Genomic DNA, 24,839 nt, shown 5'->3' on the forward strand with positions numbered 1-24,839 from the left:
GATTTGATACGCTGGGAGTCAGGGCCGAGGACCCGGGCGTCCCTTGCGGCACATTGAGGAGCACGACATGAAGCTATTGAGTTTGTCCTTTTCCGATACCGAGTCGATTCCCGAGCGCTACGCCTTCGGCAGGATCGACGCGCAATCGCACGTCGCGCTGGCCGATAACTTCAATCCGCAGTTCTCCTGGGACGACGCGCCGGCCGGCACGCAGTCCTTCGCGCTGATCTGCCACGACCCGGACGTGCCGTCAGTTCCTGACGACGTCAACCAGGAGGGCCGCGAAGTGCCCGCCAGCCTGCCGCGCGTGGATTTCTTCCACTGGGTGCTGGTGGACCTGGCGGCCGACCTGCGCGAAATCGACGAGGGCGCCTTTTCCAACGGCATCACGCCGCGCGGCAAGGGCGGCCCGCTGGCGCCGCTGGGCGCGCGCCAGGGCGTCAATTCCTACACGTCCTGGTTCGCCAGCGACCACGACATGAGCGGCGACTATTTCGGCTATGACGGCCCGTGCCCGCCCTGGAACGACGCGCTGGTCCACCGCTACGTGTTCACGCTGTATGCGCTGGACGTGGCCACGCTGGGCCTGCAAGGGCCCTTCACGGGCGAGGACGCGCTGCGCGCGATCCAGAAGCATGTGCTGGCCCAGGCTTCGCTGACCGGCACCTACACGCTCAACCCGGCACTGGCGCCCAGGCAGATCGGGGCCACCTCGGCCTCCTGACGCCCCGCGCGGGCCGATCACGCCCTGTCGTCGGATCCGTCCGGCGGCAGGGCGTTTTCAATTGGGCGCTTCATTGCGGCCGCGGTTGTCGGTCTGGTCAAGGCCTGGGCCGGCAGCCCATCCGCGCGTATCAGCCCGCCGCGCGTTTCAAGCGCAGCAACGCCACGCCGAAGCCCACGAAGATCGAGCCTACCAGCCGGTTGAGCCAGGTCACGATGCGCGGCTGGCGCAGCAGCCGCCGCGCGCGATGGGCCAGCGCGCCATAGGCCAGCAGCGAGACCAGCGACATGCCCATGAAGATGCCCGTCAGGATGAAGAACTGCGGCAGCAGCGGCTCGCTCGCGGCCAGGAATTGCGGGAACAGCGCGGTGAAGAACAGGATGGGCTTGGGGTTCATCGTCGCCACCAGCGCCGCTTCAAGGTACAGGCGGCTGGCGCGGCGCGGCGCCAGTTGCGCGGCCTGTTCGGGCGGCGGTGCGATATTCGAGCGGCCAAGCAGATGGCGCAGACCGATGTAGAGCAGATAGGCCGCGCCCGCGACTTTCACCAGCGTGAACAGCAGCGCCGACGATTGCAGCACCACGCCCAGCCCCAGCATGGCAGCGGCGGACAGCAGGAACAGGCCCGTCACGTTCCCCAGCGTCGACGGCAGCACGGCGCGCACGCCGCCCGCCGCGCCATTGCGGATGGCGAGCATGGTGGCGGGGCCGGGGCTGACCACGCTGACGGCGGCTACCAGCGAGTAGGTGAGGAGGGTGGCAGTTTGCATGAAAGTTGCTCAAGGCGGCTTGAAGCCGGTTTCAGGGGGCGGACTGGCGCGCGTGGTTTTCGCGCCCGTGCATGGCATTTTGCGCCGATTGCTGGAAGATAGGGGGCAATTCCGCGCGCCCGACGCGGTAAACTAAGCGCCATTCTCCGGGTTTACCCCGGCCAGCCTTTCCCCGGTTTTTTCTCTTCTACTGCCTCAGGAACCCTCCGTCATGTTTGACCGCAACCTCACCCTGTCCAAGGCTGACCCGGATGTCTGGGCCGCCGTCCAGAAAGAAGACGTGCGCCAGGAACAGCACATCGAGCTGATCGCGTCCGAGAACTACGCCAGCCCGGCCGTCATGGAAGCCCAGGGCACGCAGCTCACGAACAAGTACGCCGAAGGCTATCCCGGCAAGCGCTACTACGGCGGTTGCGAATACGTGGACGTGGTCGAGCAACTGGCCATCGATCGCCTGAAGCAGATCTTCGGCGCCGAAGCCGCCAACGTGCAGCCCAACTCGGGCTCGCAGGCCAACCAGGGCGTGTACATGGCCGTGCTCAAGCCGGGCGACACCGTGCTGGGCATGAGCCTGGCCGAAGGCGGCCACCTGACGCACGGCGCGTCGGTCAACGCCTCGGGCAAGCTGTACAACTTCATCTCGTACGGCCTGGACGAAAACGAAGTGCTGAACTACGACCAGGTCGAAAAGCTGGCCAAGGAACACAAGCCCAAGCTGATCGTGGCCGGCGCCTCGGCCTACGCGCTGCACATCGATTTCGAGCGCATGGGCCGCATCGCCCGTGAAAACGGCGCGCTGTTCATGGTCGACATCGCCCACTACGCGGGCCTGGTCGCCGGCGGCGCCTACCCCAACCCGGTTCCGCATGCCGACTTCGTCACCTCGACCACGCACAAGTCGCTGCGGGGTCCGCGCGGCGGCGTCATCATGATGAAGGCCGAGCACGAGAAGATCATCAACTCGGCGATCTTCCCCGGCATCCAGGGCGGCCCGCTGATGCACGTCATCGCCGGCAAGGCCGTGGCCTTCAAGGAAGCGCTGGCTCCGGAATTCAAGGACTACGCGCAGCAAGTGGTCAAGAACGCCAAGGTGCTGGCCGACACGCTGGTCAAGCGCGGCCTGCGCATCGTTTCCGGCCGCACCGAAAGCCACGTCATGCTGGTCGACCTGCGCGCCAAGGGCATCACCGGCAAGGAAGCCGAAGCCGTGCTGGGCCAGGCCCACATCACGGTCAACAAGAATGCCATCCCGAACGATCCGGAAAAGCCCTTCGTGACCAGCGGCATCCGCCTGGGCACGCCGGCCATGACGACCCGCGGCTTCACCGAAGCCGAGGCCGAACTGACCGCCAACCTGATCGCCGACGTGCTGGACAACCCGCGCGACGAGGCCAACATCGCCGCCGTGCGTGCCAAGGTCAACGCACTGACCTCGCGCCTGCCGGTCTACGGCCGCAAGTAAGCGCCTGCGCTGTCCGCCCGGGAAACCGGGCGGCGGGGCTGAAAAGGGACGGTTCCGCAAGGGCCGTCCCTTTGTTTTTGGCCGGACTTGCGGTTACTGGCAAAAATATCGGGGACGAATTCAGCCCTCTTGACGATTTCCACCGGACGGATCGTTACAATATGCTTAATTCTTGCCATCCGGCCTTCAGGGATCACACATGCGGTGTCCATTTTGCGGCAACCCCGAAACGCAGGTCGTCGACAGCCGCGTCTCGGAAGAAGGCGACGCCATCCGGCGTCGCCGCCGTTGCCTGTCCTGCGACAAGCGCTTCACCACCTATGAACGGGTGGAGCTGGCGCTGCCCTCGGTCGTCAAGCGCAATGGCAGCCGCAGCGACTACGATCCGGCCAAGCTGCGCGCCAGCCTGAGCCTGGCGCTGCGCAAGCGCCCCGTCAGCACCGGCGACGTGGACGCCGCCGTCTCCCGCATCGAAGAACAGTTGCGGGCCAGCGGCCAGCGCGAAGTGCCCACCGAGCACATCGGCGAACTGGTCATGAACGAGCTGCGCAAGCTCGACAAGGTGGCCTACGTGCGCTTCGCGTCGGTCTACAAGAGTTTCGAGGACATCGGCGAATTCGTCGAAGCCATCCGAGAGATGCAGGGGCCCCTGCTGCCCGGCAAGCTGCGCAAGGACTGACCGGATCCGCCTGTTGTCGTCACGTCGCCGCTCGGGCGCGGTGGCAAGGTCGGCGCGCGAGGTCGACGGCCGGCTTCAGGCCGCCAACTGCTGCCGCGCCATGCCGGGCGTCCGCGGCTCGAAGCGCCGCCACACGCGCCGCATGTGCTGGGCCGAGCCAAACCCTGCTTTTTCCGCCACGCGCTCCAGGTCCAGCCGGGTTTCGCGCAACAGGTCGCGCGTCAGCGCGACGCGTATCTGATAGAGATAGTCCATCGGCGTGCAGCCCGCGTGCAGGCGGAACAGCCGGGTCAGGTGGCGCGCGCTGGTATGGGCTTCCTGCGCCAGCGATTGCGCCGACCAGGGCGCCGCCGGGTTGCGTACCACCGCATCCTGCACCTTGTGGACGCCGGGGTGCAGATGGCTGCGGTGTTCCAGCCAGGGCGACAGAGCCGAATCCGTGCCGGCGCGGCGCTGGTAGACCAGCATTTCACGGGCAACCTCGCAGGCGATGCGCGGGCCGCAGTGGCGCGACACCATGTGCAGCGCGAGATCGATGCCCGCCGTGATGCCCGCGCTGCTGACCAGCGCGCCGTCCTCGACGAAGATGCGGTTGTCGAGGATCCGCGCGCTGGGATCCAGCGCCGCCAGCTGCGCCAGGCTGCCGTGGTGGGTGGTGCATTCGCGCCCGTGCGTGAGACCGGCGGCGGCGGCGAACAGCGCGCCGGCGCAGACCGTCATCAGCGTGAAGCCGTCGTTCGGTTGGCGTGCGGCCAGCCAGTCGATGATGGCGCGCGCCTGCGCATCGTCCAGCCGCGTCGGCGTGCCCACCACGCCGGAAACGATGACCAGCGCGTTGGCGGGCAATCTGGCCGGCAGCGGCTTGATGCGCGCCAGGTGCAGCCCCGCCAGGCCGCATTCCAGCTCCGCCTCGGGTCCGCAGAAATGCAGCGCGAACGTGCCGGGGCACAGCCTTTCGGCCACCCGGAACGCTTCCGCCGGACCGGCCAGGTCCAGCAGCACCAGGCCGCGCGTCAGCACGAAGTACACCGGGATCATGGCGTGCGCTCGCGCATTTCAGCGGGACGGCACGCTAAGCCGCCAGCACGTCGGCGGCACGCAGGATCCGCGCGAAGCGGCCTTGCAGCACCAGCTCGGTGCGGTCGCGGATCTCGGCGGGCGTGTATTGCCGGCCGGACGGGCTCTGCATGGCGAAGGTCAGGGTGGCGTCGGTGGGGAAGATTACCTTGAAGCCCGCGTCGCTGGCATGGCGCGAAGTGGTCTCGCAGCACTGCTCGGTGCGGATGCCGCTGACGATGATCTCGCCGATATCGTGATCCCGCAGCCAGTCATGCAGCGTCGCGCCGTCCTGGCCCTTGGCGTAGAGCGAGGAGTGCACGGTCTTGTGGAACACGGCGGTGGGGGAGATCTTCAGCTCTTTCAGCGTCTTGACGTGCCCGGACGCCAGCGAGAAGGGATTGGCCGGATCGTCCGACACGCTGGTGTGGAAAACCTGTAGCACCGGCACGCCCTGGGCCGTCGCGGCGTCGATCAGGCGCTGGATCTGCGCCACGAACGCGGGGTACTCGGTTTCGTCCCAAAACGGACGTTGCCGAAAGGAATCCTGGACATCGATGACGATCAGCGCTTGCTTCATGGTCTGGGCTCCAAAGCATGGATTTTAAAAGGACACGCAGCCATTTTCATCCTCGCCGAGCAGCCAGGCGAGCGCGCCGGCAGACCAGCATCGGCCCGAAACGGACATCATGGCGGCTGGGAAGGCGGGCGGCGCCGGATGGCGGGGGGGGCGGGTTGGAACGGGCGCGGGTCTCCCAGGGCGCGGCCGCGCGGACATACAATCCTGCGCATGACGACTGCCACCGATTACGACGATCTACACTGGATGCGGCGCGCGCTGGACCTGGCGCGGACCGTCATGTACACGACCGCGCCCAATCCCCGGGTCGGCTGCGTCATCGTGCGCGACGGACGCGTGCTGGGCGAAGGCGCGACCCAGCCGCCGGGCGGACCGCATGCCGAGGTGTGCGCCCTGCGCGACGCCCTGGCCCGTGGCGAGACGGTGGCGGGCGCCACGCTCTACGTCACGCTTGAGCCTTGCAGCCATCATGGCCGCACCCCGCCCTGCGTGGACGCCGTGCTGGCCGCCGCGCCGGCGCGCGTGGTGGTGGCGATCGGCGACCCCAATCCCCTGGTCAACGGCCAGGGCCTGGCGCGGCTGCGCGCCGCCGGCATCGCCGTCACCACCGGCGTTTGCCGGGAGGAAGCGCTGGCGCTGAACGCGGGTTTTATCTCCCGCATGAGCCGCGGGCTGCCCTGGGTCTGGATGAAGATGGCGGCTTCGCTGGATGGCCGCAGCGCGTTGCATAACGGCATGTCGCAATGGATCACCGGCCCGCAGGCGCGCGAGGACGGCCATCGCTGGCGCGCGCGCAGCTGCGTCGTGCTGACGGGCATGGGCACGGTGTTGAAGGACGATCCTCAGCTCAACGTCCGGGGCGTCGACACGCCGCGCCAGCCGCGCAAGGCGGTGGTCGATGGCGGATTCGCCATTCCCGAAACGGCGCGGCTGTTCGATGGCGCGGAAGTCATCGTCTTCACCGCCCGCGAGGATGCGGCCAAGGCGCGGCGCCTGGAACAGCGCAACGCACGCGTCGTCTGCCTGCCGGGCGAGATGCCTGGCAAGGTGGACCTGCCCGCCATGATGCGCCGGCTGGCCCAGGAACAATTCAATGAAGTCCACGTCGAGGCCGGCGCGGGCCTGAGCGGCGCGCTGGTATCGGCGGGCTGCGTGGACGAGCTGCTGCTGTACCTGGCGCCGGTGCTGCTGGGCGACGCGGCCGGCATGGTGCGCCTGCCGCTGCTGGAACACCTGGACGCCGCCCGGCGCTACGCCTTCATCGATACGGCGGCGATCGGCCCCGACCTGCGCTTGCGCGCGCGGGTCGAGGCCAACTGGCAGCAACTGTTGCAGCGGGTGGCCTTGCCCGATCTGAGCTGAGCGCATAGGGCAAGGCCGGCCCCGAAGGACGACCCGGACAAGGATGTTGCGGCCGGCCCGGAGCCGACCGCCAGCGCGGATCAGCCCTGCGAGCGCGCGCCGCGACGCGAACGCCAGACCCACAGCGCAACACCTGCGGCGGCCGCCGCCAGCGCCAGCAGGCCGGCGGCCAGCAGGCGGCCCGGATGGTCCTGGCGCAGCCGCTCCCAGGCCTTCCAGGCCTGGACGTAGTGGAACCGGGCCGCGCCCTTGAAGTCGGGTTCCGCGCATTCCTGGCCGAAGCTGCCGCTGAACGGCACGACGGCGCCGGTTTCCACATAGCGCCGGTACATTTTCGCCGCGACGTCCGGCGAGTCGTTGATGACGAAGCGCGTGCCCTGGCACAGCACGGCAGCGTAAGCCTGCGAGCGGGCCGGCAGTTCGTCGGCCGCCTTCATCATGTGGCTGGCGGCGATCTGCCGGTAGTGGAAGCGGGCATAGGGCCGCGCCTCGCTGGCGGCGTAGCGTTCGCGCTCCTGCTGCGTGACGTAGGGGCCGGGCAGGGCGGCTTCGGCGCGCTCCGCGGGCGTGGCGGGAATGGCATCGCCATGCTTTTGCGTCCACAGGAAGTGGTTGCGGCCCGCGCCGTAGGTATAGCTGCCGTCATAGATCGTGTAGTCGGGATCCTCTTCGTAGCCCATGATCTCCATGCCATGGCGACGGGCCATCAGCCCGGCCTGGTGCCAGGCCTGCGCCCGTCCGGTGCGGCCCCAGCCATTGCCGGCTTCGCGCAGGGCCGCGCCATAGGCGGCGGCCTGGCCGCGCGATTCGTCGTTCTCCAGCTTCGCCACGCCCGCCGTGTCGTAGCGCATGCGGGCAAAGCGCGGATCGGCCTCGGCGGGGAAATAGGGCAGCGCCTGGTCGATCATGCCCTCGCGCACCATGCGCCGCGCCAGCAGCAGGCGCAGGCGGTCGGCGGTCGGAACGGGATGCTGCCGGGCCCAGCCGTAGTAGTCGTCGCCGTCCTTCAGGTCGAACACCTTGGGCCGGGCGGGAGCGGGCGTGGCGGGCGCCTGCGCGTCCACGTACTGTTTGAGTTCGTCCAGCGTCAGCACGCGTTCGGCGACATAGGCGGCGTCGTTCCAGTACGGCGCCATCGGCCAGCCCTCTTCTTCGGCGGGCCGCGCCGCGTCCAGCGGGCCGCCCGCCCGCAGCAACTGGTCCAGCGCTTCGACATACTGGCCGCGCGACAGGGTCAGCACGCCCTGTTCGGCCCGCAAGCGTCCCGCGCTGTCGGCGTCGAGACTGCCATCGGCGCGCGGGAACGCGGCGGCGGCGCGGGCATAGGCCTGCGCCGCCTGGACCGAGTCGCCCTGGCGCAGCGCCAGCTTGGCACGCACCCACCAGGCCAGCGCCGTGTCCAGCCGGCTGGCCAGCGATTGCGCCAGGTCGTAGCGGCCGATGCGATAGGCCAGGGCGGCGACGCGGTCGGCGTTCGCCACCTGTCGCACGTCCAGCGCCTGCAAGGCCGAGACCAGGGACTTGAGCGTGGGATTGGGTTCGACATTGGGCGCGCCGCGCGCCGAATCGGCCAGGCCGGGCTGGCCGGTGGCGTCGAAGTTGGCGTAGGCATCGAAAGCGCTGTCGGGCTGGCCGTCGACGATGTCGCCGAGCCGCGCCAGCGCATAGGACACCAGCAGCCCTTGCGCGACGGGATCGTCGATCAGGGCGCGGGCGCGTTCGGGCGTGCCCAGCGCCCAGCTGGCCAGCAGGCGCAGCGACGCGTGGCCGCTGGACGATCCGCGCGCCGCCTGTTCGGCGTACAGGCGGATGGCCTGCTTGAGCGCGACCGCGGGAACCGCATCCATGCAGGGGGTGTCGTTCAGGAGATCAACATAGCTGCACTCGCCTTGCGCGCCGGTCAGCAGCAGGCGCGCCTGCTGGCCGTAGCTGGCGACGGCCAGGCCCAGCGGATCCGGTGCGCCGGCGCGCGCCAGTGCGCGGGCGTGTTCGTAGGCCTTGGCGGTTTGTGCCCGCGCGGCGGCATCGTCGTGGACGGCGTTGGAGATGTCCCCGATATCAGCCAGCATGTACGACGCCCACACGCTGCGTGCGACAGACTGCGCGGCCGGCAGCGCCAGGATGGCCTGGAAGCGTTGCTGCGCCCGCGCCAGCCGCTGTTCGCCGAGCTCGCCCGGTTCGCGCTGTGCCAGCAGGTAGTCCACCGCGCCGGCGGCATACAGGCGCGCGGCTTCCGGGACGCCGGCGCCGGCGGCGTAGGCCGCGTCGCCGTCTGCCTGCGCGCGCATCTTGCGGATGGCGTTGCGCTGAGTCGCGTCCAGTTCTGGATCGTCGTCTTCCGGTATGTACGCCTGCGGCGGCTGATAGTACGGGTCGGTGTCGCGGGCCCGCAGCGCGTCGGTGGCTGGCGTCAGCCGCGCCGCCTCGTAGCGGAACGAGTTGGACGGCGTCGCGTGCAGCGTGCCGCCGCGGTCGTCCAGCAGTTGCGCGGGGAAGTCGGGGCCGCAGGCAATGACCACGCCGGCGCCGATGAGGCCGGCAAGCAGGAGCGCTTTTGCGAGTTTCTTAGGGTTGGACATGGAGGTTGGTCGGTTCGTGTTCACAGCGTATCCAGCCGATGTTGCGTTGGGCGCCGGCGTGCAGCAGGCCTTCCTGCGCGCGACGCAGGTAGATGCCTAGTCCGTCGCGTTCCAGCGTGTAGCCGTTGATGCCGTCGGCGGCGGCGCAGGCGCCGTCCAGCCGCACGGCGAAGGGGAGCGCGGCGTCGGCATCGCCGGCGTTCGCGAGTATGAGGTCGCGCGCGCCGCCGGCGGCGGCCTGCGCGCTGACGGACAGCGCCGGACGCAGCGGCTGGCGCGCCAGCACGGCGCGCCACGTCGGCAGGCTCCAGGCGCGCGCGTCGACGCGGGTCGGCAGACGGAACCAGACTATGCCGGCCAGGCCGGGCGGGCGCCGGTCTTCGATGCGGGAGACGAAGGTCGCCATTTCGGCGGGCGTCACGAGCAGCTCCGCCGAGCGTCCGCCCGGCATGAGCGCGGGCTGCTCGCTTTCGACCGCTGCGATCCTGCCCTCGTCGTCCCAGGCGACGCGGCTGCCGTAGGCGGGCAGGGCCACGCGCCAGGGCTTGCGGGTCTGCGCCGCGTAGGCGTCCAGCCAGGCCTGCGCGCGCTTGGCATCGAACAGTCCGCGCGTCGGACTGAGCACGGCATGGACCTGCAGCACGCTTTCGTCGGGGATGGCGAGCAGGGCGGCGAGCGCGGGACTGTCCAGCCAGGTCGGCAGGGCGGTGATGGACAGGGAGATGGACGGATCCAGGCGCCCGCGCAGGCCGGCAAGGAAGCGCGTGTACGCCGGCAGCTTGGAGGTGGCGCAGTCGTAGTCGATTTCCACGCCCGCCAGCGCGATGCCGGCCCGTTGCCATGAATCGCGCAAGGCCGCGATGCGCGCATGGATCTCAGCGTCGCGCAAACCGTCCACGCGGCCGTCGAAGCGCAGCACCATGATGGCCGGCCGGCCGGCGGCGGCCAGGGCCGGCAGGGCGGGCGCCGCGTCGGACCATTTACCGTCCGGGGCCACGTCGGCGGCCAGCACTCGCCAGGTCCGCACCAGATCGGCGCTGTCAGACATCGCCGCGGTCACGGCCGGCGTCCAGCGGCGTTGCCAGACATAGGCATCGTTGTCCAAGGCCGGATCGGTCTTGCCGCAAGCCGCCACGAGGACGCTGCACAGGACGACGGCAACGCGTCCACGCGCCGCGAGGGCGGGAGACAGGTACCGGCGAACCACGTTTCGCAGGCGGGACGGCATGGGCGGCGGATGCGGCTTCGGAGGTGGGCGCGATTGCGCAAAGCCGTGATTCTAGCGCCGCAAGCAACCCTTGCGCGTGGCATGGGTATTAGCACTCCATCGGGCCGGCTGCCAGATATCCGCGAATCATTCAGCATCCGCGCGCCTTGCATTTCTGACGTGTTCTTGAAGCGTTCTTGAAGTGTTCCCGAAGTGCTTTTCGCAGACGGCGTTTTATATTTTTTGCAGACTCGCGGCAAATGAATTGCCACAAAACGGTCAATTGGGCTTAGCATAGGTGCATGACTTGGCGCTACGCCCGCGGTTCGTACCGTTCTCAGCCACGCGCCCTCGTCACACCTAGGATTCGCGTGCTGTCTGGCTGGCGCTTTTTCACGCCGCATCAGCACGCCGCTGAACGAAGCCGCAGCGCGACGTTCAGGCCGCTCGCCGCGATCGCATGGCGAGCCTTGCGGGACCGACATCTCCCGCGCATAAGAATCCATGGGATATCGCTCATCCCTTCAAATCATTGCCGACCATTTCGTATGCGGCCGCGTTTTGCGCGCTCACTACGGCGATATGCTGAAGTCGATCGAGCGAACTTATTCACCGAAGTTGCATTCCCTGACGGAACTAGTGTCCAAAGGGTGCAGCCTAATTGGAAAGGACCCCGATACGCCTTATGGCCGATGTGTGGCGAAAGCAACATACGGCTACGCTGAAAATGCTTATCGCGAGTTTGTATTGCAATACGGAAGTATTGCGATGGCACTGAGGCACAATGGGGACAAGTCGGGACGTAATGGCTTTTTCGCGTGTTGTAGGAGGTTTCCGTGCAAAACATCGTCGAAGGCTTCAAGTCGCAGTATGCAAGAGAGCAGGAGTCAGAGCTTTCCCTTGAGGAATATCTGAGCCTGGCCAAGAGCGATCCCATGGCATACGCCAGTCCCGCCGAGCGCATGCTCGCGGCGATCGGCGAGCCCGAGGTCGTGGATACGCGCAACGACCCGCGCCTTTCCCGCTTGTTTTCCAACCGGACCATCCGGCGCTATCCAGCGTTCCAGGAGTTCTACGGCATGGAGGACGTGATCGGGCAGATCGTCGCGTTCTTCAAGCATGCCGCGCAGGGACTGGAAGAGCGCAAGCAGATCCTCTATCTGCTGGGCCCCGTGGGCGGCGGCAAGTCGTCCATCGCCGAACGGCTCAAGGTGCTGATGGAGCGTTTCCCCATCTACGCGCTCAAGGGCTCGCCCGTCAACGAATCGCCGCTGGGCCTGTTCCATCCGGAACGCTTCGGCGAGACGCTGGAAAAGGAATACGGCATTCCGCGCCGCTACCTCACCGGCATCATGTCGCCGTGGGCCATCAAGCGCCTGAAGGAATTCGACGGCGACATCTCGCAGTTCCGCGTCGTGCGCCTCAATCCCTCGGTGCTGCGCCAGGTGGCCATCGCCAAGACCGAGCCGGGCGACGAGAACAACCAGGACATCTCGTCCCTGGTCGGCAAGGTGGACATCCGCAAGCTCGATCGCCATTCGCAGGACGATCCCGACGCCTACAGCTACTCGGGCGGGCTGTGCCTGGCCAACCAGGGGCTGCTCGAGTTCGTGGAAATGTTCAAGGCGCCGATCAAGATGCTGCACCCGCTCTTGACCGCCACGCAGGAAGGCAACTTCAAGGGCACCGAGGGCTTTTCCGCGATTCCGTTCAACGGCAGCATCCTGGCGCACTCGAACGAATCGGAATGGCAGACCTTCCGCAATAACAAGCACAACGAGGCCTTCCTCGACCGTATCTACATCGTCAAGGTTCCGTACTGCCTGCAGGTGTCGGAAGAGGTTCGCATCTACGAGAAGCTGCTGCATCACAGCTCGCTGTCGACGGCGCCCTGCGCGCCGGGAACGCTGGACATGATGGCGCAGTTCTCGGTGCTGACGCGCCTGAAGGAGCCGGAGAATTCCAGCATCTATTCGAAGCTGCGCGTCTATGACGGCGAAAGCCTGAAGGACGTGGATCCGAAGGCCAAGGCCTTGCAGGAATACAAGGACTACGCCGGCACCGACGAGGGCATGAACGGCGTGTCCACGCGCTTCGCCTACAAGATCCTGTCCAGCGTCTTCAACTATGACCAGACCGAGGTTGCCGCCAACCCGGTGCACCTGATGTATGTGCTCGAGCAGCGCATCGGCCGCGAGGACTATCCCGACGAAGTCCGCCGGCGCTATCTCGAATTCATCAAGGGCTACCTGGCGCCGCGCTACGCCGAGTTCATCGGCAAGGAGATCCAGACCGCATACCTGGAGTCCTACTCCGAGTACGGCCAGAACATCTTCGACCGCTACGTGACCTTCGCCGACTGCTGGATCCAGGACGAGGAATTCCGCGACCCGGAAACCGGCGAGAGCTTCGATCGCAGCGCCTTGAACGATGAGCTGGAAAAGATCGAGAAGCCGGCCGGCATCGCCAATCCGAAGGACTTCCGCAACGAGATCGTCAACTTCGTGCTGCGCGCCCGCGCCAACAACAACGGCCGCAATCCGACCTGGACCAGCTATGAAAAGCTGCGCGAGGTGATCGAGAAGAAGATGTTCTCGAACACGGAAGACCTGCTGCCGGTGATCTCGTTCAACGCCAAGGCATCGGCCGAGGATAAGTCCAAGCATCAGAGTTTCGTCGACCGCATGGTCGAGAAGGGATACACGGAGAAGCAGGTCCGACTGCTGTGCGAGTGGTACCTCCGTGTAAGGAAGTCTTCCTGAGCGAGGTGAATCATGAATTCACTGATCGATCGCCGTCTTAACGGGCGCAACAAGAGCGCCGTCAACCGGGAACGTTTTCTCCGGCGCTACAAGGACCAGATCCGCAAGGCGGTGCATGGCATGATCCGCGACCGCTCGATCCAGGACATGGATCAGGGCGGCGAGGTCAACCTGCCCGCGCGCGACATCTCCGAGCCTACCTTCCATCACGGGCAGGGCGGCGACCGCGAGATGGTGCATCCCGGCAACCGCGAGTTCGCCAAGGGAGACACCTTCGACCGGCCGCAGGGAGGCGGGCAGGGGCAGGGCGGAGCCGAGCCCGGCGAGGGCGAGGCGGTCGATCAGTTCACCTTCAGCCTGTCGCGCGCTGAATTCCTGAACCTGTTTTTCGAAGACCTGGAACTTCCCAACCTGGCGCGCAATCAATTGGGCGAGGTGAGCCAGCGCAAGTGGCAGCGCGCCGGCTACACCACCTCGGGCTCGCCCAGCATGCTGAGCATCAGCCGCACGCTCAAGTCATCGCTGGCGCGCCGCGTGGCGCTGAGCGTCAAGGCGCGCGCGGACCTGGAAGACGCCGAGGAACGCCTGGCCAAGGCCCTGGCCGCCGGCGCGGGCGCCGACGAGATCCGCGCCCTGGAACAGGACGTCGAGGACTGCCGCGAGCGCCTGGCGCGCGTGCCGTTCCTGGACGACCTGGACCTGCGCTACCGCAACCGGGTGTCGGTCTCGATCCCCATGGCGCGCGCCGTCATGTTCTGCCTGATGGACGTGTCCGGCTCGATGGACGAAGGCAAGAAGGATCTGGCCAAGCGCTTCTTCACGCTGCTGTACCTGTTCCTGTCGCGCAAGTACGAGCACGTCGATCTGGTGTTCATCCGCCATACCGACAACGCCGAGGAAGTGGACGAACGCACCTTCTTTTACGACCCGAAGAGCGGCGGCACCATCGTGCTGTCGGCGCTGGAGCTGATGCGCGAGATCCTGGAAAAGCGCTACCCGCCCAGCGCCTGGAACGTCTACGCGGCCCAGGCCAGCGACGGCGATTCGTTCGGCGCCGATGCCGGCAAGAGCGCGCGCTTCCTGGCCGAGCACCTGTTGCCGGCCACGCGCTACTTCGCCTACATCGAGGTGCCCGACTCGCAGGAGGCGCGCAAGAGCAGCCTGTGGGCCGAGTACGAACAGAAGCTGGAGCCGCATTTCGTGATGCGGCGGATCTGCGATCGCGGGGAGATCTACCCCGTGTTCCATGACCTGTTCAAGAAGGAAACGGTATGAATGCCATCGCGGGTGCACTCGTGGAGCCGGATGCGGCCGGAGGCTCTCGGCCGATCTCGCAGGGCTCCGAATGGACGTTCGAGTTGCTGCAGACCTACGACGACGCGATCTCGCAGGTCGCGCGCGAGTACGGGCTGGATACCTACCCGAACCAGATCGAGGTCATCACCTCGGAGCAGATGCTCGATGCCTATGCGTCGGCGGGCCTGCCTATCGGTTATCCGCACTGGTCCTACGGCAAGGAATTCATCCGCAACGAGCAGTTCTACCGGCGCGGCATGCAGGGACTGGCCTACGAGATCGTGATCAACTCCAATCCCTGCATCTCGTATCTCATGGAAGAAAACTCCATGACGATGCAGGCGCTGGTGATCGCGCACGCCTGCTATGGCCACAACTCCTTCTTCAAGGGCAACTACTTGTTCCGCCAGTGGACCGACGCCGATGGCGTGCTGGACTACCTGGTGTTCGCGCGCAAGTATGTCATGTCCTGCGAGGACCGCTACGGCATCGACGCGGTCGAGGCCGTGCTGGACTCCTGTCATGCGCTGTCGCACCACGGGGTCGACCGCTACAAGCGGCCCACGCCGATCTCGTACAAGGAAGAGGCAGCACGCCAGGCCGAGCGCCAGGAGCATGCGCGGCTGCAATACAACGACCTCTGGCGCACGCTGCCGCGCCTGGAGGAGGGCAAGGACACGCACAGCCAGTCCTCGAACTTCCCGCCCGAACCCGAAGAGAACCTGCTGTACTTCATCGAGAAATACTCGCCCAAGCTCGCGCCGTGGCAGAAGGAGCTGGTGCGGATCGTGCGCAAGATCGCGCAGTACTTCTATCCGCAAACCCAGACCAAGGTCATGAACGAGGGCTGGGCCACGTTCTGGCACTACACCATCCTGAACCGCCTGCATGAGAAGGGGCTGGTCAACGACGGCTTCATGATGGAGTTTCTGCAGAGCCATACCAACGTGGTCAGCCAGCGCGGCTTCGACGAACGCGGCTACGGCGGCATCAATCCGTATGCGCTGGGATTCGCGATGATGTCGGACATCCGCCGCATCTGCGAGGCGCCCACGCCGGAAGACCGCCGCTGGTTCCCCGACATCGCCGGCGGCGACTGGCTGAAGACGCTGGACTTCGCCATGCGCAACTTCAAGGATGAGTCCTTCATCTCGCAGTACCTGTCGCCCAAGCTGATCCGCGAGTTCCGCTTCTTCGCCATCTCGGATCACCAGGCCAATCCCAAGCTGGAAGTTGCCGCGATCCACGACGACGAGGGCTACCGCGACATCCGCCGCCTGCTGGCCGCGCAGCACAACCGTGACAACCTGGTGCCCGATGTGCAGGTGGTGCGCTTCAACCGCGACACCGACCGCTCGCTGGTGCTGCGCCACCTGAAGAGCCGCGGCCGTCCCCTGGCCGGCGACGACGCCGAACAGGTGATGAAGCACCTGGCCCGGTTGTGGGGCTTCAAGGTCAGGCTCGAAGAGACCGAACCGGACGGCACGGTCAGCGCCTACCGCGAGCAGGAAGCGCCACAAGCGGCGGCCTGAACCGGCAGGCCGGACGGGGGGACGCCTTTGGCGTCCCCTTTTTCTTTCCCGACGTGCGGCTTTCCTGGCAATCTGCTAGAATCGCGGATTCGCATTTTCAGCAATGCGGCGTCCCTAGGACGATCAGGACAGGTGGCCGAGTGGTTGAAGGCGCACGCCTGGAAAGCGTGTATACGTCAAAAGCGTATCGGGGGTTCGAATCCCCCTCTGTCCGCCAAGAATGCATCCCAAGCCCTTGAACTCAGCGCGAGTTCAAGGGCTTTTTGCTTGCGGCGCGCCTTGAAGGCCCGCATGAAAAATCCAGCGCCTGGGCGCAGGATCGACTCGCGCCGGACCCATGCAAGCCCTATATTGGCGGGCAAGTCTGACCGTCAGGCTTGACCATCAACCTGACACCGACGCATCGGCGCTGCGGCCGGTTACCAGCCAACAGTTCCGCTTCCTCAGAACCCGGAGCCTTCCTCATGCCCTTCACGCCCAAGCTCGCGCGCCTTGCCCTGTCGCTATGCGCCGCCGCCCTGATGGCCGGCTGCGTGACCAATCCCGCATCCCGCGCCTGCGCGCCCAACGAGACGAACATGGTCAACGACCAGATATTCCTGGGCACCGACACCCCGTCCGGCCCGGTGTCGCCGCAGGAATGGACGTCCTTCCTGGCCGAGTCCGTGACGCCGCGCTTTCCGCAGGGCCTGACGGTGTGGCAGGCCTCCGGCCAGTGGCGCGACAACGACGGCGCGATCGTGCGCGAGCCGTCCTATGTGCTGAACCTGGTGCATCCGGGCGACTCGGTCAGCGAGGCGGCGGTGCGCGATATCCGGACGGAGTACCAGACGCGCTTCCGGCAGGAGGCGACGCTGCGGGTGCGGCAGGCGGCCTGCGTGTCGTTCTGAGTTCCGGCGGTCCGCGGGGCGACAGGCCCGTGACGGCCTTGGCGGATGTCACGTCCGCGCAGCATGCGGCTGTCATCATCGCGGCTCTCGTTCGATCTTCCTGTTGATACTCATGACCCCTACGCTGACTCGCCGGCTTTCCCTGTTTCCGTTTCCGGGCGCGCGCCTGATCGCCGTGGCGCTGCTGCCGCTGGCCCTGGCCGCCTGCAATGGCGGCAGCGACGACGACGAACCGGCGGCGCAGCCCGCGCCGGTGCCCGAGAGGCCGGTGCCGCCTAAGCCGGAAACGCCGGTCAAGAATCAGGCGTACCTGAAGGCGAAGCCGGGCGATGTGATCAAGGTCCGCATCGAAGAGCTGAATCCCACGCAGGCCGCCATTGGCTACGACCAGATCTACTACAAGCTGGGCCGCTGGCAAGGCGATTTCGCCCGTCCCACCTGGGCCGGCGATACCGCCAACCAGATCGACTACCTGAACCGCACCGTCGGCAAGAAGTTCGACGACTATTGCGAGGACACGGGCGCGGGCAAGCGCGCGCAGCCGTTCGCCAGCATTGCCCAGGCGCAGGCGGCGCGGCTGGACAAGCCGGAGACCTTCAGCTGCCTGAACGCGCCGGGCGCGGATGCCACCGCGATGAAGACGGTGGTGGTGGGCTGGGACGGCAATCTGTATCTCACCGACGGCCATCACAGCTTCTCGGCGCTGCGCGAGATCTTCGACGGCGGGCCCAAGCTGCCGGTATGGGTCAAGGTCGACGCCAACTACAGCGACATGGCCGACGCCAAGGCGTTCTGGCAGCGCCTGGTCGACGAGCGCAAGGCCTGGCTGCGCGATGGCGACAATCAGCCGATCACGGTGGACCAGTTGCCCAAGCGGCTGGGCCTGGCCAGCGCGGCCGAGGCCGGCGGCATGCAGGAAGATCGCTATCGTTCGTTGGTCTATTTCACCCGCGACATCGCCTATGCGAATGGCGGCCTGCCCGAATTTGCCGAGTTCCTGTGGGGCGACTGGCTGCGCCGGCAGGTGGCGGCGGGCCAGTTGCCCGCGTTGAGCGCCTATAAGATGATTCCGCCCGCCGCGCTGGCAAGCATCCTGGCCGTCAGCAAGCTGGACAAGAATTTGCTGCCCACCGATGCGAGCGACAGCTACTCGGCCGCGGTGCGCGACGCCGCCGGCAAGATGGCGGCGCTGGCCGATGGCGACGTGGTGTTCCAGGATAGGACCGCCGCTCAGCTCGGTCGCATCGCCTGGGTGCAGAACGCTGCCAGCGGCACGCCGACCAAGAACGCGCGCGACGCGCTGGAAGAGTTGCCGCGCAACGATATCAAGGCCGTGGGCTCGCCGCCGCGCAACGGCGGCAAGCTCTGGTACGCGGCCAACTACCGCAACTGCGGCAAGCCGGCGGCCGGCACCTGCTGGGGCTGGTAAGTCCGGCGCCGGTCGCGGCGCTCAAGGGCCGCTGTGTTCGTAGTTGATGTCGAGCACGTCTTCCTCGGCCGAGATGACGCCGGGCTCGCCCGGCGCCTCGATGGCGCGGCCGCGCCGCGGCATGCCCGCGACGATGCTGCTGTTGCTGGCCAGCGGCAGGACGGCGGTGCCTGTGCGCGGATCGACGCGGGGCGTGGGTTCGACGTCGCGACGGGCGTCGCTGGCGTTTGGATCTGTCGTGGGCTTGAGCATGATGCACGCTCCTGCAAACGGGCGCCGCCATGACGGGTGGCGCACATGAACATGAGTCCATCTTAGGCCTGGAACGGGCGTGTGCGGGGCCTTGCGTTGTCACGGTTGCAAGCAGCCATTGCCGGGCGCGGGGCTTATAATTCGGGTCGGATCGCGTGGCCGCGATCCGCGTCTTTCCGGCTCCGGCCGGCGCCTTGATTTCCCATTCTCCTTCGCCCGATACCGCCTTGACCGAATCCGTCGCGCGTTCCGTCCATGCCGAGCTAGTCGCCGTGCTGGTCGCCGTCACCAACGGCGAGCCCAGGGTGCTGACCACGGAAGACGCCCGCGCCTTGCCGGCCGGGCCGTTCGAGCTGTCGCACCGTTCGCTGCAGGCGGGGCTGCGGGCCTGGGTCGAGGCGCAGACGCATCATCCGCTCGGTTACGTCGAGCAGCTCTACACCTTCGCCGACGGCGACCGCTCCGACGAGTCGGGCGCGCGGGTCATGTCGGTGAGCTATCTGGGCCTGACGCGGGAGGCCGGCGAGACCGGCGTCGCACAGGTCGGCTGGCAGGACTGGTATCGCTATTTCCCCTGGGAAGACCGGCGCGCCGGCGTGCCCGCGCTGCTGGACGAGGCCATCGCGCCGCGGCTGGCCGCCTGGTGCGAGGCGGGCGCGGATCAGGCCTCGCGCGCGCGCCGCCGCCAGCGCGCGGACATCACGTTCGGCTTGAGCGGCGCGGCCTGGAACGAGGACATGGTGCTGCAGCGCTACGAGCTGCTGTTCGAGGCGGGTCTGGTGCCCGAGGCCGCACGGCGCGGGGCTGTCGGGGGCGAGGCCTTGCCGGGCGAGCCCATGCGCCATGACCATCGCCGCATCCTGGCCACCGGCATCGCGCGGTTGCGCGCCAAGATCAAGTACCGGCCCGTCGTGTTCGAGCTGATGCCGGCCCAGTTCACGCTGCTGCAATTGCAGCAGGCCGTGGAGGCGCTGGCGGGGCGCGGGCTGCACAAGCAGAATTTCCGGCGGCTGATCGAGCAGCAGGATCTGGTCGAGGAGACCGGCGACATGGCCTCGGGCACCGCCGGCAGGCCGGCCAAGCTGTTCCGGTTCCGCCGCGACGTGCTGCTGGAACGAGCCATCGCGGGCAGCAAGCTGCCGCTGTCCAGAGGGCCGCGCGAGGCTTGACAAAGATTATGCTCATGCCTAGCATAAGTGGCACGCGATCAGGCGTGCCTTTTTTTGACTCAAAAATACTCATTATGAGCATAAATACTGAAGCCCCCGCAGCGACCGACCGCCTGCCCGTTCCGCCGCTGCCGGACGTGATGCTGGAGCCTGTGGTGCGCGCCGCGCTGCTCGAGGACCTGGGCCGCGCGGGAGACTTGACGACGGATGCCATCGTGCCCGCCGACGCCCAGGCGGAAACCCGCCTGGTGGCGCGCCAGGAGGGCGTGCTGGCCGGGCTGGACCTGGCGCGGCTGGCGTTCCGCGCGCTGGATCCCGCGATCCGCTTCAGCGTGTCGCGAGCGGATGGCAGCCTGCTGGAACCCGGCGCGGAGATCGCGCGCATCCAGGGCGGCGCCCGCGCCATGCTGACGGCCGAACGCGTGGCGCTGAATTTCCTTTGCCACCTGAGCGGCGTCGCTACCGCCACAGCGTCGATCGCGCGGGCGGTGGCGTCCTATGGCGCGCGCGTGACCTGCACGCGTAAGACCATGCCGGGCCTGCGCGCCTTGCAGAAATACGCCGTGCGCGTGGGCGGCGGCAGCAATCATCGCTTCGGCCTGGACGACGCGGTGCTGATCAAGGACAACCACATTGCCTTCGCGGGTGGCATCGCCAATGCGGTGGCCCGGGCCCGAGCGGGCGTCGGCCACATGGTCAGGATCGAGCTGGAGGTCGACACGCTGGAGCAGCTGGAGACCGCGCTGGCGCTGGGCGTGGACGTGGTCCTGCTGGATAACATGAGCCTGGATGATCTGCGCCGCGCCGTGGCGATGGCGCGCGGCCGGGCGGTCACGGAAGCCTCGGGCCGCATCACGCCCGAGACGGCCGCCGAGATCGCGGCGACCGGCGTGGACCAGATCGCCGTGGGCTGGCTGACGCACAGCGCCAAGGTGCTGGACATCGGCCTGGACGCTTGAGCGCGCAGGCGCCATTTACTTTTCCGCTTACCGGCCCGACATATTGCAGGCCCGCACCATGATCCGTCTTCTCAGCCGCCTTTCCGTCCTGTCCGCGCTGGCCCTGGCCGCCTGCGGCAATTCGCCGTCAGGCGAACCGATGACCGATGCCTCGTACCCCGCGCACCCCATCATCATCGTGGTGACGTTTCCGCCGGGCGGCGGCACCGACCTGCTGGCCCGCCGTATCGGCGCCAGCCTGCAGGAACAGCTGGGCCAGCCCGTGGTCGTGGAAAATCGGCCCGGCGCCAGTGGCAATATCGGCGCGCGCGCCGTGGCCGAGGCGCCACCGGACGGCTACACGTTGTTGATGGTGAACAGTTCCTTCGCCATCAATCCCGGCGTCTATCGCAACCTGGGTTTCGATCCCAAGCGCGATTTCGCCGCCGTCATCAACGTGGCCTTCGTGCCGTCGGTGTTCGTGACGCCGGCCGCGAGCGCGCTGCGCAACCTGGACGATGCGCTGGAGGCGGCGCAGCCGGGCAAGCCGCTGCCGTTCGCGTCCTGCGGCAATGGCACGCCGCAGCATCTGGCGGGCGAGATGCTGGCCCGGGCGACCGGCGCGGCCTTGCAGCAGGTGCCGTACAAGGGTTGTGGTCCGGCCTTGACCGATGTGATGGCGGGGCAGGTGCCGCTGGGCATCGTCACCGCGTCCAGCGCCGCGCCGTTGATCGCGGCGGGCAAGCTGCGGGCGCTGGCGGTGACCTCGCCCAAGCGTTCGCCGCTGTTGCCGCAAGTCGCCACGGTGGCCGAGCAGGGCGTGAAGGACTATGCGCTGGACCAGTGGCACGGCTTGCTGGCGCCCGCCGCCACGCCGCCGGCCGTGATCGACCGCATCAATGTCGCGGTGGCGCGCATCATGCAGCGCCCGGACGTGCAGGTGGCTTTGCGCGAACAGGGGTTCACGCCCGCCACCAGCACGCCGGCCGCCTTTCAGGCCATGATCCGCGCCGACATCGACCGCTACGCGGCGCTGACCGAGGCGATCGGCCTGCGCGCCGATTGACGCGCGGCCCCGGGCTTCACTTGAGGAAGCCCGTCGATATCCACGGCACGGTCGCGACGATCACGATGCCGACGGCGATCGAGGCCAGATAGCCCATGATCGGCCGCACGCCTTCTTCCGGCGCCACGCGGCCGATCGCGCAGGCCGCGTAGTAGCCCACGCCGAAGGGCGGCGCGAACAGGCCGATGCCCATGGACAGGATCACCACCATCGCATAGTGCACTTCGTGGATGCCCATCTGGTGCGCGATCGGAAAGAGCAGGGGGCCGAACAGCACGATGGCCGGGATGCCTTCCAGCACGCTGCCCAGGATGATGAAGGCGACGATGGATACCGCCATGAACGTCGTGGCGCCGCCGGGCAGGCCGGCCATGAGGGTCGCCAGCTGCGTCGAAAAGCCGGATTGCGTCAGGGCCCAGGCCATGGCGGTGGCCGTGCCGATGATCAGCAGGATGGCGCCCGACAGGCAGGCCGTGTCCACCAGCATGGGCATGAGCCGCTTCGCGTCGAAGCAGCGGTAGATCAGCAGCCCGACCAGCGTCGCGTAAACGATGCCGATGGTGGAGACCTCGGTGGCCGTGGCGATGCCCTCGACCACGGCGGCCCGGATCACGAAGGGCAGGGCCAGCGCGGGCAGGGCCACCACCAGCGCGCGGCCGATCTCGCGGCCGGTGGCCTTGCGCGTGGCGAAGGGCGCGACATGGCGATGGCGCCACCACACCACCAGGCACAGCATCACGCCCAGCACCAGGCCGGGCAGCAGCCCGCCGATGAAGAGCGCCGTGATCGACACGCCGGTGACCGAGCCGATGGTGATCAGGACCAGGCTGGGCGGCACGGTCTCGGTCTGCGCGCCGGTGGCCGACAGCAGCGCCACCAGATCGCCGTCGCTGGCGCCGCGCTTGCGCATTTCCGGGAACAGCACCGGCGCCACCGCGGCCATGTCGGCGGCCTTGGCGCCGGAGATGCCGGACACCACGTACATGGCGCCGATCAACACATAGGACAGGCCGCCGCGCACGTGTCCGAGCAGGCTGGCCAGGAACGCGACCATGCGCTGCGCCATGCCGGTCATTTCGATGAGCACGCCCAGGAACACGAACAGCGGCACGGCCAGCAGGATCAGGTGCGACATGCCTTCGTCCATGCGGCCCACCACCACCATCATGGGCAGGTCGGTGGTCAGCGACAGGTAGCCGAACGTCGCCAGGCCGAAGGCGAAGGCGATGGGCACGCCGGCGAACACGGACCCGGCGACGATGCCGACGAAGAAGATCAGCAGGTTGGCATTGCCCAGTCCGGCCAGCGCGGGCTGCAGCGCAAGCATCAGGGCGACCACGCCGCCCACCAGCAGCAGCGCCAGGCCCGTGGTGCGCCACTGGCCATGCTCGACCAGCCGCAGCAGCGCGATCAGCATCATCAGCGCCGTGCCCACCGGCAGCGCGGCGGCGCGCCACACGTTGGGGATTTCCAGCGCGGCGGTGGTGACATAGCGTTCCTCGGACGCGTACTCGAAGCCCGGCCCTTGCAGCATCAGCAGGAAGGCCAGCGCCGCGGCCACCGCCACCATGTCCAGCATGGCCCGCGTCGCGGGCGAGGCGCGGTTGACCAGCGCGGCCATCCGCATGTGTTCGCCGCGCCGGAACGCAATGACCGAGCCCAGCATGGCCAGCCAGAGGAACAGGATGGACGCCAGTTCGTCGGACCACACCAGCGGCGTGTGCAGTACATAGCGGGCGACGATGCCGGAGAACAGGATGATGATCTCGGCGACCACCAGCAGGGCCGCCGGGATTTCGACCAGGTGGCCCAGCGCGCTGTCCAGCGCGACGGCCCAGGGCTGCCGGGCGCCGGCCGGCGGACTGTGGCCCGGCAGGTCCGCGGCGTGCGCCGCCGCTGCCTTCATGACAGCCTCCCGGCGGCCTGTTCGAGCAGGGCCCAGGCCTTGTCGCCGTACTTTTCCTTCCAGGATGCGTAGAAGCCGGCCTTGCGCAGCGCCTCGCGAATCGGTTCGGGCTGGGGCGTGTTGAAGGCCAGGCCCTGCTCCGCCAGCTTGGCCTGCAGCTGGTTGTTCAGCGCCAGCACGTCGGCGCGCTCGGCCATGCCGGCGGCGTTGATGTGCTTGGCCACGACCTCGCGGATGTCGGCCGGCAGCTTTTCCCAGGCACGGCGATTGCCCAGGAACCAGAAGCCGTCCCACATGTGGTTGGTCATGGAGCAGTACTTCTGCACCTCATACAGCTTGGCGGTCTGGATGATGGCCAGCGGGTTTTCCTGTGCGTCGACCACGCGGGTCTGCAGCGCGGAATAGGTTTCGTTGAAGTTGATGCTGGCCGGCGACGAGCCCAGCGCCTTGAACATCGAGGTCCACAGCGGGCTGACCGGCACGCGGATCTTCAGGTCGCGGAAATCGTCCGGACCCGCGATGGCGCGGTTGCTGGTCGTGACCTGGCGAAAGCCGCTGTCCCAGATGCGGTCCATCACGAACAGGCCCTTGCCGTTGATCTCGCGGCGCACATGCGCGCCCAGTTCCCCGTCCATGGCCTTCCAGACGGCGTCGTAGTCTGGAAAGGCGAAGCCCACGCCGCTGATGGAGGCGGCGGGAACCAGCGTGGACAGGATCAGTCCGGACAAGGTGAAGAACTCGACGGCCCCCGCGCGCAGCTGGCTGAGGGTGTCCGTGTCGGAGCCCAGCTGGCTGCTGGGGAACACGGCCAGTTCGAAGCGTCCGCCCGTGTCGCGCGCGATGTTCTGCGCGGCTTCGTTGGCGCGCAGGTTCATGGGGTGCGACGGGGGCAGGTTGTTGGCGTACTTGTAGCGGAACTCCGGGGCCGCCAGCGCTTTCTGGAACGGCGCCAGCGCCAGCAGCGCGCCGCCTCCCGCGGCGCGCATCAGGTTGCGTCGAGTGGTATTCATGCTGTCTCCTTGGTTATGAGAGCCGGCCCGCTGTCGAGAGCGGGGCGGGTAAGGCGCCGTTTCCGGCTTCTTGCTTTATCTTTGCATGAGGTCCAAAATATGGACCTAGGTACAACTCTTAAATTCATTAAATCATATTGATTCTGCTGCGTAAACCAATAGAATGGGCGT

20 protein-coding genes and 1 tRNA gene are annotated in these 24,839 nt (G+C 67.4%); 13 read left to right on the forward strand and 8 right to left on the reverse strand.

What is annotated here, in order from left to right:
• Positions 1-67: 67 nt before the first annotated feature.
• The gene (locus tag AC6LJ9_RS01245) at positions 68-724 is read left to right on the forward strand and encodes a YbhB/YbcL family Raf kinase inhibitor-like protein (protein WP_498146177.1); all 657 of its coding nucleotides are present in this window, start codon (positions 68-70) and stop codon (positions 722-724) included.
• A gap of 130 nt (positions 725-854) precedes the next feature.
• Here AC6LJ9_RS01245 and AC6LJ9_RS01250 read toward each other — a convergent pair whose 3' ends face one another.
• The gene (locus AC6LJ9_RS01250) at positions 855-1,493 is read right to left on the reverse strand and encodes a LysE family translocator (protein ID WP_212321686.1); all 639 of its coding nucleotides are present in this window, start codon (positions 1,491-1,493) and stop codon (positions 855-857) included.
• Positions 1,494-1,704: 211 nt separating this feature from the next.
• Between AC6LJ9_RS01250 and glyA the strand changes: the two genes are divergently transcribed.
• On the forward strand, positions 1,705-2,955 hold the full coding sequence (gene glyA / locus AC6LJ9_RS01255; RefSeq protein WP_103272381.1) for a serine hydroxymethyltransferase: 1,251 nt from the start codon (positions 1,705-1,707) through the stop codon (positions 2,953-2,955).
• A gap of 199 nt (positions 2,956-3,154) precedes the next feature.
• Positions 3,155-3,634, forward strand: a complete 480-nt coding sequence (gene nrdR, locus AC6LJ9_RS01260; RefSeq protein WP_103272382.1) for a transcriptional regulator NrdR — start codon at positions 3,155-3,157, stop codon at positions 3,632-3,634.
• 75 nt (positions 3,635-3,709) lie between these two features.
• Here the strand turns inward: nrdR and AC6LJ9_RS01265 are convergent, their stop codons facing one another.
• Positions 3,710-4,672, reverse strand: a complete 963-nt coding sequence (locus AC6LJ9_RS01265) for a GlxA family transcriptional regulator (protein ID WP_498146178.1) — start codon at positions 4,670-4,672, stop codon at positions 3,710-3,712.
• 34 nt (positions 4,673-4,706) lie between these two features.
• On the reverse strand, positions 4,707-5,270 hold the full coding sequence (locus tag AC6LJ9_RS01270; RefSeq protein ID WP_212321676.1) for a cysteine hydrolase family protein: 564 nt from the start codon (positions 5,268-5,270) through the stop codon (positions 4,707-4,709).
• A 210-nt stretch (positions 5,271-5,480) separates the two neighbouring features.
• On the opposite strand from AC6LJ9_RS01270, the gene ribD reads away from it, so the two are divergent.
• Positions 5,481-6,632, forward strand: coding sequence for a bifunctional diaminohydroxyphosphoribosylaminopyrimidine deaminase/5-amino-6-(5-phosphoribosylamino)uracil reductase RibD (ribD, locus tag AC6LJ9_RS01275; protein WP_498146179.1), 1,152 nt, complete (start codon positions 5,481-5,483; stop codon positions 6,630-6,632).
• An 80-nt stretch (positions 6,633-6,712) separates the two neighbouring features.
• Here the strand turns inward: ribD and AC6LJ9_RS01280 are convergent, their stop codons facing one another.
• Together AC6LJ9_RS01280 and AC6LJ9_RS01285 are read right to left on the reverse strand one after the other, a co-directional pair.
• Positions 6,713-9,211, reverse strand: coding sequence for a hypothetical protein (locus AC6LJ9_RS01280; RefSeq protein WP_498146180.1), 2,499 nt, complete (start codon positions 9,209-9,211; stop codon positions 6,713-6,715).
• Positions 9,198-10,316, reverse strand: a complete 1,119-nt coding sequence (locus tag AC6LJ9_RS01285) for a DUF3142 domain-containing protein (RefSeq protein WP_498146181.1) — start codon at positions 10,314-10,316, stop codon at positions 9,198-9,200. The genes AC6LJ9_RS01280 and AC6LJ9_RS01285 overlap by 14 nt, the downstream gene beginning before the upstream one ends.
• A gap of 947 nt (positions 10,317-11,263) precedes the next feature.
• Here AC6LJ9_RS01285 and AC6LJ9_RS01290 point away from each other — a divergent pair.
• The 6 genes from AC6LJ9_RS01290 to AC6LJ9_RS01315 all read left to right on the forward strand — a co-directional run bounded on the left by AC6LJ9_RS01290 (position 11,264) and on the right by AC6LJ9_RS01315 (position 18,327).
• Positions 11,264-13,180 carry a PrkA family serine protein kinase gene (locus AC6LJ9_RS01290; protein WP_498146232.1) on the forward strand — a complete coding sequence of 639 codons (1,917 nt, stop codon included), beginning with the start codon at positions 11,264-11,266 and terminating at the stop codon, positions 13,178-13,180.
• Positions 13,181-13,192: 12 nt separating this feature from the next.
• Entirely contained in the window at positions 13,193-14,455 is a 1,263-nt protein-coding gene (locus AC6LJ9_RS01295; RefSeq protein WP_498146182.1) for a YeaH/YhbH family protein, read from the forward strand.
• Positions 14,452-16,008, forward strand: a complete 1,557-nt coding sequence (locus tag AC6LJ9_RS01300; protein WP_212312302.1) for a SpoVR family protein — start codon at positions 14,452-14,454, stop codon at positions 16,006-16,008. The genes AC6LJ9_RS01295 and AC6LJ9_RS01300 overlap by 4 nt, the downstream gene beginning before the upstream one ends.
• Before the next feature lie 126 nt (positions 16,009-16,134).
• Positions 16,135-16,225: transfer RNA gene (locus AC6LJ9_RS01305), tRNA-Ser, on the forward strand.
• A 247-nt stretch (positions 16,226-16,472) separates the two neighbouring features.
• Positions 16,473-16,898, forward strand: coding sequence for a DUF3574 domain-containing protein (locus tag AC6LJ9_RS01310; RefSeq protein ID WP_498146183.1), 426 nt, complete (start codon positions 16,473-16,475; stop codon positions 16,896-16,898).
• Positions 16,899-17,010: 112 nt separating this feature from the next.
• Positions 17,011-18,327 carry a ParB/Srx family N-terminal domain-containing protein gene (locus tag AC6LJ9_RS01315; RefSeq protein ID WP_498146184.1) on the forward strand — a complete coding sequence of 439 codons (1,317 nt, stop codon included), beginning with the start codon at positions 17,011-17,013 and terminating at the stop codon, positions 18,325-18,327.
• Positions 18,328-18,348: 21 nt separating this feature from the next.
• On the opposite strand, the gene AC6LJ9_RS01320 is transcribed toward AC6LJ9_RS01315, so the two are convergent.
• Entirely contained in the window at positions 18,349-18,579 is a 231-nt protein-coding gene (locus tag AC6LJ9_RS01320) for a hypothetical protein (RefSeq protein ID WP_498146185.1), read from the reverse strand.
• Positions 18,580-18,806: 227 nt separating this feature from the next.
• Here AC6LJ9_RS01320 and AC6LJ9_RS01325 point away from each other — a divergent pair, with 227 nt between their 5' ends.
• From AC6LJ9_RS01325 to AC6LJ9_RS01335, 3 genes are all read left to right on the forward strand, one after another.
• On the forward strand, positions 18,807-19,748 hold the full coding sequence (locus tag AC6LJ9_RS01325; protein WP_498146186.1) for an NUDIX hydrolase: 942 nt from the start codon (positions 18,807-18,809) through the stop codon (positions 19,746-19,748).
• Between the two features lie 74 nt (positions 19,749-19,822).
• Complete coding sequence (nadC, locus tag AC6LJ9_RS01330) at positions 19,823-20,707, forward strand: carboxylating nicotinate-nucleotide diphosphorylase (RefSeq protein WP_498146187.1); 885 nt, start codon at positions 19,823-19,825, stop codon at positions 20,705-20,707.
• 58 nt (positions 20,708-20,765) lie between these two features.
• Positions 20,766-21,752 carry a tripartite tricarboxylate transporter substrate binding protein gene (locus AC6LJ9_RS01335; RefSeq protein WP_498146188.1) on the forward strand — a complete coding sequence of 329 codons (987 nt, stop codon included), beginning with the start codon at positions 20,766-20,768 and terminating at the stop codon, positions 21,750-21,752.
• Between the two features lie 16 nt (positions 21,753-21,768).
• Here AC6LJ9_RS01335 and AC6LJ9_RS01340 read toward each other — a convergent pair whose 3' ends face one another.
• Positions 21,769-23,658, reverse strand: a complete 1,890-nt coding sequence (locus AC6LJ9_RS01340) for a TRAP transporter large permease (protein ID WP_498146189.1) — start codon at positions 23,656-23,658, stop codon at positions 21,769-21,771.
• Positions 23,655-24,668: a TRAP transporter substrate-binding protein gene (locus AC6LJ9_RS01345; RefSeq protein ID WP_103272398.1), complete on the reverse strand. Its 1,014-nt coding sequence runs from the start codon at positions 24,666-24,668 to the stop codon at positions 23,655-23,657. Before AC6LJ9_RS01345 ends, AC6LJ9_RS01340 begins: the two co-directional genes overlap by 4 nt.
• Positions 24,669-24,839: the final 171 nt, after the last annotated feature.

The sequence above is a fragment of the Achromobacter sp. 1011811831 genome, assembly GCF_059760905.1.

What these genes read in the sequence shown, in the direction of transcription:
- AC6LJ9_RS01310 (WP_498146183.1), top strand. Translation starts at nt 16,473, where the DNA reads ATGCCCTTCACGCCCAAGCTCGCGCGCCTTGCCCTGTCGCTATGCGCC.
- AC6LJ9_RS01340 (WP_498146189.1), bottom strand. Translation starts at nt 23,658, where the DNA reads ATGAAGGCAGCGGCGGCGCACGCCGCGGACCTGCCGGGCCACAGTCCG.
- AC6LJ9_RS01245 (WP_498146177.1), top strand. Translation starts at nt 68, where the DNA reads ATGAAGCTATTGAGTTTGTCCTTTTCCGATACCGAGTCGATTCCCGAG.
- glyA (WP_103272381.1), top strand. Translation starts at nt 1,705, where the DNA reads ATGTTTGACCGCAACCTCACCCTGTCCAAGGCTGACCCGGATGTCTGG.
- ribD (WP_498146179.1), top strand. Translation starts at nt 5,481, where the DNA reads ATGACGACTGCCACCGATTACGACGATCTACACTGGATGCGGCGCGCG.
- AC6LJ9_RS01320 (WP_498146185.1), bottom strand. Translation starts at nt 18,579, where the DNA reads ATGCTCAAGCCCACGACAGATCCAAACGCCAGCGACGCCCGTCGCGAC.
- nrdR (WP_103272382.1), top strand. Translation starts at nt 3,155, where the DNA reads ATGCGGTGTCCATTTTGCGGCAACCCCGAAACGCAGGTCGTCGACAGC.
- nadC (WP_498146187.1), top strand. Translation starts at nt 19,823, where the DNA reads ATGAGCATAAATACTGAAGCCCCCGCAGCGACCGACCGCCTGCCCGTT.
- AC6LJ9_RS01345 (WP_103272398.1), bottom strand. Translation starts at nt 24,668, where the DNA reads ATGAATACCACTCGACGCAACCTGATGCGCGCCGCGGGAGGCGGCGCG.
- AC6LJ9_RS01315 (WP_498146184.1), top strand. Translation starts at nt 17,011, where the DNA reads ATGACCCCTACGCTGACTCGCCGGCTTTCCCTGTTTCCGTTTCCGGGC.
- AC6LJ9_RS01295 (WP_498146182.1), top strand. Translation starts at nt 13,193, where the DNA reads ATGAATTCACTGATCGATCGCCGTCTTAACGGGCGCAACAAGAGCGCC.
- AC6LJ9_RS01335 (WP_498146188.1), top strand. Translation starts at nt 20,766, where the DNA reads ATGATCCGTCTTCTCAGCCGCCTTTCCGTCCTGTCCGCGCTGGCCCTG.
- AC6LJ9_RS01300 (WP_212312302.1), top strand. Translation starts at nt 14,452, where the DNA reads ATGAATGCCATCGCGGGTGCACTCGTGGAGCCGGATGCGGCCGGAGGC.
- AC6LJ9_RS01280 (WP_498146180.1), bottom strand. Translation starts at nt 9,211, where the DNA reads ATGTCCAACCCTAAGAAACTCGCAAAAGCGCTCCTGCTTGCCGGCCTC.
- AC6LJ9_RS01250 (WP_212321686.1), bottom strand. Translation starts at nt 1,493, where the DNA reads ATGCAAACTGCCACCCTCCTCACCTACTCGCTGGTAGCCGCCGTCAGC.
- AC6LJ9_RS01265 (WP_498146178.1), bottom strand. Translation starts at nt 4,672, where the DNA reads ATGATCCCGGTGTACTTCGTGCTGACGCGCGGCCTGGTGCTGCTGGAC.
- AC6LJ9_RS01270 (WP_212321676.1), bottom strand. Translation starts at nt 5,270, where the DNA reads ATGAAGCAAGCGCTGATCGTCATCGATGTCCAGGATTCCTTTCGGCAA.